This window comes from Pedobacter xixiisoli (assembly GCF_900215335.1).
GTDB classification, from domain to species: Bacteria; Bacteroidota; Bacteroidia; order Sphingobacteriales; family Sphingobacteriaceae; genus Pedobacter; species Pedobacter xixiisoli.
Genome location: NZ_OCMT01000005.1, coordinates 36,349 through 48,230, shown reverse-complemented (window position 1 = coordinate 48,230; position 11,882 = coordinate 36,349). Strand labels below are relative to the sequence as shown.

Below are 11,882 nucleotides of genomic sequence, written 5' to 3'. Positions count from 1 at the left end.
ATTATTCGTTTATAGCTCCATCTAACTCTTCAAATACAGAGTTTTTACTTTTAAACTCCACCACCAATTTCTTCATCCCCATCACCACCTGTCTATCATCATTGGCTTTGGCATATTTAAGTAGCGAATATATTTGAGCTTCTACCTCTGTGAACAGATATTCCCTCACCTTACCAATCATGATTTTCTCATGATGTGTAGGCATGGTATTTTCATTATCGTTTAGTAACTCTTCGAAAAGCTTCTCTCCTGGCCTTAACCCTGAGTATTGAATTTTAATATCTTGGTTTGGAATTAACCCAGCCAATCGGATCATTTTCTTTGCAAGCTCAGTAATTTTAACAGATTTACCCATATCAAATACGAATATCTCGCCACCTTTACCCATACACCCTGCTTCCAAAACCAACCTACAGGCCTCTGGAATAGTCATAAAATATCTCGTAATTTCTGGATGCGTTACCGTTACAGGTCCGCCTTTTTCAATTTGCTGCTTAAAGCGAGGAATCACAGAACCATTTGAACCTAGCACATTTCCAAATCTTGTGGTAATAAATTTGGTTATTGGCTTAACTTCAAGTTCATTGATATAGCTTAAACCATTGCTGTATATAAAATCCTTTTTGGATAACGAATTATTTAAAGACTGAACGTAAATTTCTGCAATGCGCTTAGTAGCTCCCATAATATTTGTTGGGTTAACTGCCTTATCGGTAGATACCATTACAAATTTCTGCACACCGTACTTTACAGATAAGTCAGCAATCATTTTTGTTCCTAAAACGTTATTTTTTATCGCTTCAGAAGGATTGTCCTCCATTAAGGGAACATGCTTGTAAGCTGCCGCATGATATACATAATGAGGCTTATACATTTCGAACAGGTGAATCATCCGAGTTTCGTCTTTTACATCACCAATAAAAGCATGGAAATTATTATGCTTATAGTTTTCTTCCAACTCTAAATAGATATTGTGCAAGGCTGTTTCAGACTGGTCACATAGAATTATCAATCCTACTTCGAACTTCATTAACTGCCTAACAATTTCACTACCTATAGAACCTGCTGCTCCTGTAATTAAAATTCTTTTATCCTTTAACTGACTTTGAAGTTCCTTTACATCAATTTCTATTGGTTTTCGATTAAGAAGATCCTCAATATTAATATTCTGTATTTGAGATTTGTTTAGCTTTCCACCCTCCCAAGCATCGGCAGGTGGTATATTCAAAACAGTTACTTCATGTTCAAGGCAAACGTCTACAATCCTGTTCTTTCTTTCAACAGGAATGGTGTAGGAAGCAAAAATCACTTCATCTATCTGATGTTCCTTTATTAGCTCTTCTAAGCGTTGAGCACTTAATATCTTGATGCCGTCTATTGCCTTACCAACTTTTCTCTCATCGTCATCCACAAAAGCCACTATAGCCTTATTTACTTTCCCATCATGGTCAAACGTTCTTTTGGTAGCCAATCCGGCTTCACCAGCACCATAAACAATTACTTTCCGTTTATCTAAGGTTAGATTTTTAATATACATAAAGAAATACTTTATCAGTACTCTATAAGTAATCAGTAATAGAAAAGATGTAAGTAAATTGATAATTAGAACCGTATTGGATATATACGGATGATAACCTAAGGCAGTAACAACAAAATTAAGAAAAGAAAAAACTCCATTGCTAATGATTACAGCAAAAAGAATCCTAAAAGTATCTTGGGCACTTGTGTAACGAATAATTCCTGCATAAGTTTTTACATTGAAAAACACTACGATACTAATAGCTGTAGTGATAAGTATATTTCTACTAAACTCTACGATATCAATCTCAGTGAGAGCTAAATTGAGTTTTACAGCATATGCAATAGTCAAAGACATTATGCAAATGCATAAATCAAGCAGGAAGATTATCCACCTAGGGACGATATTTATTTTACCAAACAAAGCAAGTAATTTGAACTAAGGTACAACAATAAATGTGCTATATCAAAATTATTACAGTCTTAGTGGTTGTAAGACACCATTAGTTTATTTTTCCCTTCTAATGAAAAACGCAACACCAGATAAATGGTAACAAATGCTAAAAATACGCCCCCAAAGTGCAAAATATTATCATTGACAAACACAACTAACGCAGCATTTATCAATAACTGCGCCAGCATGTAGAAAAACGTGACTAATAGGTGGGAATATTTTAAATGGTTGGAAAGATATTGGTAGAAATGGCTACGATGTGCTTCAAATATATTTTCCTTTCTTAGCTTACGAAAGAACACGGTAAAAGCAGTATCGGTACCGTAAACTAAAAGAAGTAAAATATAGAAAGGGTTTTGAGTCTTTAAAATTAACTGCCCAATAAAAAATACGATAATAAAAGCGATACTGACACTTCCTACATCACCAGCAAAACATTTTGCTTTAGTTCTAAAATTAAAAAAATTGAAAACAAGCAATGCCAAACCCACTACAAGTAAAAGCTCATCTGAAGTAAAATTTACCACACTTTTATTGATGTAATATAGGCTGCCTATGGTTAATAAACTATATCCGCCAGTAATTCCATTTATTCCATCCATGAAGTTGTAAGCATTAATGGTAGCAATCACGAAAACTAATGCTATTAGTAGCCAATACCAACTGAAACTGAACAAATCCCATTGCATAAAAAGCAATAATACCGAAGTTAAATGGATGCCCAAGCGCACTTTATTATTCAGTGTTAAAATATCGTCTAAAAAGCTTATGGTTGAGATTGCCAGCAGCCCAATAACAAAATAGATCTGCTGAAAATCGTTGAATAAAGTATATATCAAAACAGAAATAGGGAAAATTATTCCTCCGCCTCTTATCGTAATCGTTTGGTGAGAGCTACGATGGTTAGGTTTGTCTATAATATTGAAACGATCGGCTATTTTAAAATAAACGAGTTCTAGAACTACGAAAATGACAAAGTATAAAAGTAAAATTGAGTTTTGCATTAAGTTAAAATAAGATATCATTATGTAAGTAGATTAGAAAAATATGGTGCACTATCCCTACTTAAATTCAGCCTTAATCGAAGGAAGAAGTATTGAAAGATTTTGCTGTAATTTTTAATCCATTGGTAGCAGAAATTGGCAATTCGACACCTAATGCCTTTTTGATTTTCGCATTGCTTACAACATAGCTTTCTGTCAATTTCTGCAGGCGTTCGGTATTTAGAGGCAACTTCAAAACATTTCCAATTTTAGCGATTTTATTAATAATGCCCGAAGGAATTGACCAAAGTTTAGCTTTTCTATTTGAAGATGCTGCCAAAATTTGCACTACTGCGTTAGTTGATAAAGCTTCATCATCTGCTACGTTATATACTCCAGAAATAATTTCTCTACCTACCAACTGTTTTATTACAAAACATAAATTCTCGACACTTAAAAATGAACGTTTATTTTCATAAGCAGCTAAAGGATATGGAATACCTTTTTGCACAATTTTATACAGCAAGTTCAAATTCCCTTTATTGCCTGGTCCGTGTATCATACAGGGTCTAAGAATATAATAAGCTTTTCCTTCTGGAAGCTCTTGAGCTTGAATATATTCCTCTGCCATGAGTTTAGATTTGCCATAATCTGTTTGAGGATTAGGTTGATGAGCCTCATCTAAAACACCTTGAAGGCTATCTGCAGCAGCTTTAACAGAACTAATGAAAATAAATTTCTTAGCATCAGATTTTAGGAAAGCGTCGAATATTCGTTTGGTCAACTCAAAATTAACTTCGTAATATTCCTCAGGATTTGAAGTCTTCTTAAGATCGTGGGCTTTACCGGCAAGGTGAATGATAGCGTCACAACTGCTCAATTGTTCTACCGAGGGATTGCTTAATTGGTAGCGTTGAAGGACATCTACTTCATAACCTATCAAATAGTTAATAAGATTTTGTCCAACAAAGCCTGAAGAGCCTGTAATATTAACTTTCATATTAAACTTACTTGCATTGGTTCCAAAATTCCGCTTCATTATCTACAAATATGTTATAGAGCCAGCCTTCCAGTGTCAGTTTTTGATAAATTTCTTCATCTACTGGCTGATAATCACTTTTAAAAAAGCGCTCATTCAACTCCACGTTATCGCGGTTAATAATTTCTACATTGTTCTCTGAATAGAATGGGAATTTGGCAATTTCTTTATTGGTGGTAATTAATTTCTTTTTAGCACCAATTGCTTCAAAGGTTCTCATTGTTAACCCTTTCTGATGAGGGTGATTAATATCTAATACCACATTTGACTTCTGATACAGAGATACGATATCGGTGAGTGTTAATGAAGTAAAACTCAATTTCCTATAATCGAACTGCTTAAAGGTCTTATCAAACAATCTCTTGTAAAGATAAACAAACCTTCCATGCATATAATAGTAGCAAAACATAGTCAATTTATGTGCTACTGCCCAATTTTTTATTTCAGAGCTAATCTTATATCGATCGGAGTGTGCCGTACCTAAAAACAGAATATCATTTTCTATTTTTTCAGAACTCAGGTTTTTAAACGCATCTAGATAAAATAATGGCCTAAAATTGATATTGAACTTTGTTGCATCTTCGGGGTCAAAGGTTAACTTGCGATCAAAATGTTCTAATATCGTTGTTGGGTGTACATGGTTTGTAAACGAGTCCCATGTGTAAAATATAAACTCACAGTTGGCGTGAAGCTTCTTAAATTCCATTAGAAAAAAAGCTGGGATAACTTCGCCTCTATTCACAAACAGAAAATCAAAGTGTTCATCTTTAGTATCAATTAAAATTGATTTATAATAATTATCAATTTTTTTTTGATAGAGATCTCTTTTTAGTCTAATGATTCCCTTTGTAAAGTTACTATTAGATGGTCTTTCGTCAAAGTAGCTAACTTTGGCTCCTAACTCTTCTAGCTTACGCTTAATTTCCTTTTCTAAGTTAAATGTTTGTACGGAGAAGAAGATTATATTTTTCCCAGAAAGCTTATTTCCTAATGTCATTCTATTATTTATACAATCCTTTATTCTTCATCTCTTCGATAGATTTGGCATAATTATCTTCTTGCACTTCTTGTGTATTAACCCAAGTAGTAAATTGCTGAAGGCCCTGCTCAAAAGTAAATTTAGGTTCAAAAGCCAACTTGCTCTTAATCTTTGTTAAATCAGCGTAATTATGTCTAATATCTCCTAATCGGTAATTACCACTAATTGATATAGGAACTTCAACGCCATAGTTTTTAACTAATCCATTAGCTACCGTAATTACATCTGTTGGAACCCCAGTGCCCACATTAAACACCTCATTATTGGCCTCTTCTTTCTCTATACCTAAGATCGTAGCGTCAACAACGTCATCAATAAAAACAAAATCACGAGTTTCCTTCCCATCTTCAAAAATATTGATACCATTTCCATTTTTTATCTGAGTAGAAAAAATAGAAAGTATACCTGTGTAGGGATTTTTTAACGACTGACCAGGCCCATACACGTTTTGATAGCGAAACGCTACTGGCGCAATTCCTAACGTTGGACAAACCGTCATGATCATTTGCTCCTGATTTTGCTTAGTAATGCCGTAAACTGAAGATGGATGAATTTTAGAATCTTCGTCAGTTGCTGTCAATTCTAAAGCGCTTGAGCCCTCAAATTTCACATCAAAGTCTCCATTATCCATATATTCTGCTGTGCGGTGTTTTGGATAAACAAATCCCAGCTCCTTGCTTTTGTACTTGCCTTCGCCATAAATTGACCTAGAAGAAGCAATAACAACTTTCTTTACCTGATTTGGTTCGTTGGCTAATAAATCCAATAATATTGCGGTACCATTAATGTTAACGTCAACATATTTCTGTATTTCGTACATAGACTGGCCAGTTCCTGTCTCTGCGGCATAATGAACAATTACATCTTGTCCCTTAATTGCTTTTTGCCAGTCAGCTTTGGAGGTTACCGATCCTTTGATAAACTTAACTTTATCTTTTATACTTAGATAGAGAGGCGATGTATTTTCAGCATCGTCGCCGTGAATTTGTACTGAAAGATTATCAAGTACAGTAATTGTATAACCTTTGCTGATTAGCTTTAATGCTAAATTACTTCCTATAAAGCCAGCACCGCCAGTAATTAGTATATTATTCATTTTATATTTTATCGATTTAAATTTTTTCCCAACGCTGAGATTCAAAATTATATTTTTTTATAGGCTTAGCAGGAGATCCAACAGCAATTACATTTGGAGGTAAACTTTTTGACACTACCGAATTTGCCCCCACTATTGTTCCTTTACCAATGGTTACGCCTGGCAGAACGGATACAAATTCGCCCAACCATACATTATCTTCTATCGTTACAGGTTTTGCGTAAAGCGGTCTGTTGTTGGGAATAGACGTTGGATCTGAATCATTTTCGTCACCTGAGTAACTTCCATGCGAGCAGTCTGATATATATATCTTACTTGCAAGAAGTACATTATTACCTATAGTAACGTTCTCCATTGCCGTGATATGATTATAGTCGTTTATTTGAATATTGTCACCCAAAAATAGAGTTTTGAGATTTCCATTTTGAGGATAACACTCAATTCTATTCCCTACACCTGTTGTTAAGCCAATTCCCCATGATATATTTTTCTCATTCCTAATATCAATCGGAAATCTAACTAAACGCGATTTACTGTAAAGCAGCTTTGTCATTATTATATTTCTAAGCATTTTAATAGAACCCAGTAAACCGTAAGTACGTACCATTTTTATATTCTTTTTATTAAATTATATTGAAAATGAGATTTTAGCAAAGAAATAATTAATTACAATTATTGCATCCTATAGTTGAATGCCTTCATACCTTTTACCAAATACCAAACTAAATTATGTGAACTAAAAAATCTTACTACATTTTTAAATTTTGTAGGCAGTGCTTTTGACTTCAGCAAATCTTTCCAAATCTCAGATTGATAGATTGTTTTAAGGTTTTCGTAAAAATCTATTTTCTTTTGCGTACTGAAAGTTGATACCAATATCAATCTACATAAAACTCTTGTACAAAAAATCTCATAAGCTACATGATAGGTAGCACCTAATTCCTTTCTGATTAATTCTTTATAGAAAGTTAATAAGGATAGGGCATTAGTATAATGAAAATTATCAAATTTATTGGTGTAACTTTCCTTGTTATCCGAGATATGGTTGTATAATATTTTATTTAGAAAAACAATCTTATTTGTCTTAAGCAAGATTTCAAAGACAAATAGCGAATCTTCATTTGGTTCGAAATTAGAGCGGAATTTGATGTCGTTTTCTACTATGAAACTTCTACGATATATTTTATTCCATATTACATTTTTAACGGTACCTCTCTTCAAAAAGTCTTCCTTATAGTCATCGATTTTTACTGAATCGCCATAAGTGAATTGCAATAATGACTTATTATTATCATCAAAAAATTCATAGCCAAAACATGCAATATCAAATTGATTAGAATGTATCACATTAGTAACGTATTCAAGTGAATCTTGAACAAAAGTGTCGTCACTATCCAAAAACAAGATATATTCTCCATTTGCAGAATCTAATCCTGCATTCCTCGCAGACGACGCCCCGCCATTTACCTTATTTACAAGAATTATGCTAACACCTTGTACAGATTTTATATATTCTTCAACAACATTTTTGCAATTATCACGAGAACCATCATTAACAACTATTATTTCTACTTCTGCACTAAATTGCTGTTTAACAATAGAATTTAAACATCTAACTATTGTTCCTTCAGCATTATACATTGGTATTATTATGCTTATCATTTATTTAATTTAAAATTATATTCCATTGTTCCAATAACTTTTCATCATTCCAGTTATTACTAATCGTTAATGATTCATTCCCCATTTTTTCAAGTAGTTCTCGGTTATTCAATAAATTTACCACCATCTGCTCAAATATGACTTCATCATTTGGTGGCACTAAATAACCGTTTTCATTATTCTTGATAATATCTCTAGGTCCTGATGGACAATCGTAACTGACACAGGGCAGCCCGAATGAAATTGCTTCTAACAGAACCATTCCAAATCCTTCAGATTTAGATGTCAAAAGAAATAACGACGCTTGCTTATAATATTCTTCTACCGATTCTTTTGGAGGTTTTAAAAACACGTAATTCTGTAAGTTATTACGCTCGATATACTCTTCGAATTGATTTTCCAATTCTCCTATACCTACCAGAAACAATTTCCAATCTTTGATTTGCTTAACATTAACTAATGAGTTCCATAATCTAAGTAATGCTATTTGCTGCTTAACATCAGTGAACCTACCAATATTTAAAGCTATTTTTTCTGACAGGGAGGCCTTTTCATATTTCAATTTAGATTTGAAATGCGGCAAATATTGTGCAGGGAAGCCTAAATTTTTATAGTATTCTGTATCCTTAGTAGTTGGAACAACATAGACTTTTGCTTTAGGGTACAGCCAACTTTTAACCTTTCGATAAATTAAGTTATAAGCGGTTGATGCTCCGTGTTCAGTAATAACGGTATTGGTAGTAGTTACTCCTTTTGAAAAATGAAACTCTAAAACATTTAGTGGATGTGCTAAATAATAATAATCAAAATTATTTTGTTTTAAATACAGCTTTAAAGATTTCGAATTTTTATATACTGACTTCATTGCGGAGAAAACACGGCTTAACTGACTATTCATATTAAAGTTTAGCTCATTTCCTAAGCTCTCTAAACGAACTCTACCATCCAGCTTGTAGAAAGATATTGGTTCACCTTTAACCAAAATCGTAACCTTATATTGCTCACACAATTTATTAGCCACAGTAACAATCACTCGCTCAATACCTCCAGAAGGCTTTAAACTATTAAAATATAAAAGAATACTCTTCATTAAAAACCAAAGTTAAAATGCATTTTCTATCAGTCTACTTGAACTTAGCAATATAAAACTTCATTACTTTTTTATACAAACCTCTAAGTAAAACATATAATCTAAGCTTCATTAAAAGATCTTTAAATCTTACTCCTAAATATGCTGCTTTAAATTCTTCCCACAATTTTTCATTTAAGACCTGGTTATCTTCGATTTTGCTCGGATGCACCAAGTCATTAATTGACATTTCTCCATACTTAAAGAAGATGTTTTGGTTATTCATAGAATGTGCACCGTTGGCACCTATATTTGTTGTCAAATTTGCAAGTGGTGCAACTACACGGCCATTTTCGACCATGATCATATATAACATTTGATAGTCCCATGTATCTAAGACACCCGCTTGAATTATATTCAGATTAAACTTTACACCTTCGATAGCAGCTTTATGATAGACTGACTTTACCTCCCGGCTTTCAAGCAACGACATATCCAAATTGTCAACTTTATAGTTAGACCATCTTGATTTCCAAGTTGCCCAGCCCCATGCATAAAAACCTCTGGAGAAATAGTAGGAGTTACTTTCTATATTTTGCCCAAATTGGTTAAATCCAGAAACTGCTTTGATGACATTTTCATTTCTATATTTTTCGAGCATAATATCACAAAACTCAAAAAATTCATTTTTAGGTATAATGTCGTCTTCCAGAATTATCCCTTCAGGTTCATTTTCAAAAAACCAGTCGATAGCAATAACTATAGCTGTTTTACAACCCAGATTTTCCTCTCTAAAAAGAGTTAAAACTTCACAATCCCAATCTACGTTAGTCGCAATCTTTCTCACAGCATCGCAAATTTCTCGCTCTCCATTTACAGCGTTTCTAGGGCCATCTGCTGCAACATACAATTTTGGTGGTTTGGCTTTTCTAATCGTTTCAAAAGATTCTTTGGTTTCATCTATTCGATTAAACACCAAGTACAAAACAGCACTTTTCATATTATAATTTGTATATTTTAAATAAACCGTATTTATTGGTCAATGAATGTTTTATAGGGATAGATGTAATTACCGCGAGTAGCCAATTCGTTTAACAGAACGAACATTGTATTTGCATATAATGCCAAAAGCGCTAAATACATCAAATATTTAAAAGGAAGTTTCTCGAAACTTAGATATTTCACGAAGTATATAATTAAAATAGCCTCTGGCCAAAAAAAGTACCACTTTATTCTGTAAGATAATTGTGGTATTCCATTAAGTACGGTAGCAAAAATTATTCCTGCTACGAATATATTCGTCAAAATATTTTTAAATTGTGCATTAGATTGCTTTTTATCGTTTAAAAAAATAAAGATCATTGCTAAAACTATCTGCTTTAGCGATACAAATGCAAAATTCTGTTCTGCACCATAAAATGCTGCTTTTCCCGCTGCAGCCTCAGGTAGAACGAATTTTTCTAATGCAAACTCTACTAGTCCGATTTTGATTTGAAGAATATTTATTACTGCACAAATCCCCACAATGCAGTATAGGTATATGCCCGAAATTTTTTTGCTGAAAATAAAGTAGCCAGGTAATAGCAAAAGAATAGAAGAGTGAATAAATGCACCTAAAACAATACATATTAGATAAGGAACGAGTCGCCTTTCTAATACAAAGACCAAACTACACATAAAAATAGTGATGGTTACCGCTTGTCTTATGGCTATGAAATCAAATAAAAAATAGATTGAAGTGAAGTAGACTAGAGAAGAAAATAAAAAGTTAGGGCTATGTTTATAGAAGAAAATTACTTTGGGTACAATAGCTAGAAAGGCCATTATAAACACTACTGCTTGAAACCCCAGACCTACTGCTTTAATGATATAATTCAGAAACAGATATCCGTGTTCTACTCCTTCGCCACCCTGGCTAAGATAAATACCAACATTATCGAACATCTCCTCATAATTGGCGTAATCAGGTTCTATGTTACCTCTTAAGCCAGCTAGTAGCGTAAGCGAACCAGCGGCTATAACAATTAGAAGGTATTTTAGTGTACGAGTAAGCTTGCTCTCGCTAAGAACTGCTAAAATGAATAATAAGATTAAGATTATCCAATAAATCATTTACTGCAGTCGTTTATATACATCTTTTTCTACTTTTATTGTAAGTGCCCAAGCATTTGATTTGTTTTCCTTACCCAAACATTTATATAAGATGTATCTCTGATAACTTGTTAACTTGAAAATTAATCGTAACAGTTTTTTTTTACCTTTTAGATTTGTTTTATTGATGTACTTGAATTTACTTTCGAAGGTTCTTCTTATAGAATTTTCCTTTTTTGTTTCAGAAGCTCCCTCTAAGTGAATAATCTTTGCATCTGGAACAGATATTACTTTTAACCCACGTAACCTAACCCGATAAGTCAATTCAGTCTCTTCATAATACATGAAAAAATCTTTATCAAAACCTCCAATTTCTTCAAAAAGGGCTTTCTCTATCATCAAGTCAGCACCAGTTATAAAACCATCTATTTCCAAAATGCGGTTGCTATAATTAAAATTGAGGTTTTTATTATACTTTATTTTTGTAAAAACATTAAAAAGCAGGTAATCCACATCACCTAACAAGCCTGGCATAGTTTGATAAAACGATGTATTTGGCTTCATTTCGCCATCATACAAATTTCCTCCAGCGATACCAGCATTTGGGTAAGAAAATAGCGACTCAAACAATATTTTTGCTGCATTATTAATGAGTAGTGTATCAGAATTTAGAAACCACACGTATTTTCCCTCCGAGTGTGCTACACCTAAATTATTAGCACGCCCGAAACCTACATTATCATTATTAGCAATTACCTTAACCGAAGGAAATTTAGCTCTAACCTTTTCTACTGACGAATCTGCAGATGCGTTATCTACTACTATGATTTCATAACTAATCTCATTGGTTTTTTCAATAATAGATGCTATGCAGGCCAATAGTAGATCTGCTGTATTATAATTGACTAAGATTATCGATACATCCATTGAA

General features: G+C 33.2%; 11 protein-coding genes. All 11 read right to left on the bottom strand.

From position 1 onward, the window contains the following. Position 1 precedes the first annotated feature (1 nt). Positions 2-1,876, bottom strand: coding sequence for a polysaccharide biosynthesis protein (locus CRO54_RS19830; protein ID WP_097133855.1), 1,875 nt, complete (start codon positions 1,874-1,876; stop codon positions 2-4). 125 nt (positions 1,877-2,001) lie between these two features. Continuing rightward, on the bottom strand, positions 2,002-2,976 hold the full coding sequence (locus tag CRO54_RS19825) for an MraY family glycosyltransferase (protein WP_097133854.1): 975 nt from the start codon (positions 2,974-2,976) through the stop codon (positions 2,002-2,004). Positions 2,977-3,049: 73 nt separating this feature from the next. After that, positions 3,050-3,994: an NAD-dependent epimerase/dehydratase family protein gene (locus CRO54_RS19820; protein WP_240775176.1), complete on the bottom strand. Its 945-nt coding sequence runs from the start codon at positions 3,992-3,994 to the stop codon at positions 3,050-3,052. Beyond that, the gene (locus tag CRO54_RS19815) at positions 3,963-4,991 is read right to left on the bottom strand and encodes a WaaS/CpsH family glycosyltransferase (RefSeq protein WP_097133853.1); all 1,029 of its coding nucleotides are present in this window, start codon (positions 4,989-4,991) and stop codon (positions 3,963-3,965) included. The genes CRO54_RS19820 and CRO54_RS19815 overlap by 32 nt, the downstream gene beginning before the upstream one ends. Positions 4,992-4,995: 4 nt before the next feature. Continuing rightward, positions 4,996-6,129 (bottom strand): NAD-dependent epimerase/dehydratase family protein, encoded by a 1,134-nt coding sequence (locus tag CRO54_RS19810; protein WP_097133852.1) that lies wholly within the window; start codon positions 6,127-6,129, stop codon positions 4,996-4,998. A 16-nt stretch (positions 6,130-6,145) separates the two neighbouring features. Next, positions 6,146-6,736 carry a DapH/DapD/GlmU-related protein gene (locus tag CRO54_RS21635; RefSeq protein WP_097133851.1) on the bottom strand — a complete coding sequence of 197 codons (591 nt, stop codon included), beginning with the start codon at positions 6,734-6,736 and terminating at the stop codon, positions 6,146-6,148. Positions 6,737-6,801: 65 nt separating this feature from the next. Next, complete coding sequence (locus tag CRO54_RS19800) at positions 6,802-7,791, bottom strand: glycosyltransferase family 2 protein (protein ID WP_097133850.1); 990 nt, start codon at positions 7,789-7,791, stop codon at positions 6,802-6,804. A 4-nt stretch (positions 7,792-7,795) separates the two neighbouring features. Next, a complete protein-coding gene (locus tag CRO54_RS19795) occupies positions 7,796-8,881 on the bottom strand; it encodes a glycosyltransferase (RefSeq protein ID WP_097133849.1) in 1,086 nt (361 codons plus the stop codon). A gap of 34 nt (positions 8,882-8,915) precedes the next feature. Then, the gene (locus tag CRO54_RS19790) at positions 8,916-9,860 is read right to left on the bottom strand and encodes a nucleotide-diphospho-sugar transferase (protein ID WP_097133848.1); all 945 of its coding nucleotides are present in this window, start codon (positions 9,858-9,860) and stop codon (positions 8,916-8,918) included. A 32-nt stretch (positions 9,861-9,892) separates the two neighbouring features. Beyond that, complete coding sequence (locus tag CRO54_RS19785) at positions 9,893-10,972, bottom strand: EpsG family protein (RefSeq protein ID WP_097133847.1); 1,080 nt, start codon at positions 10,970-10,972, stop codon at positions 9,893-9,895. Next, entirely contained in the window at positions 10,973-11,878 is a 906-nt protein-coding gene (locus tag CRO54_RS19780) for a glycosyltransferase family 2 protein (protein WP_097133846.1), read from the bottom strand. Positions 11,879-11,882 lie beyond the last annotated feature (4 nt).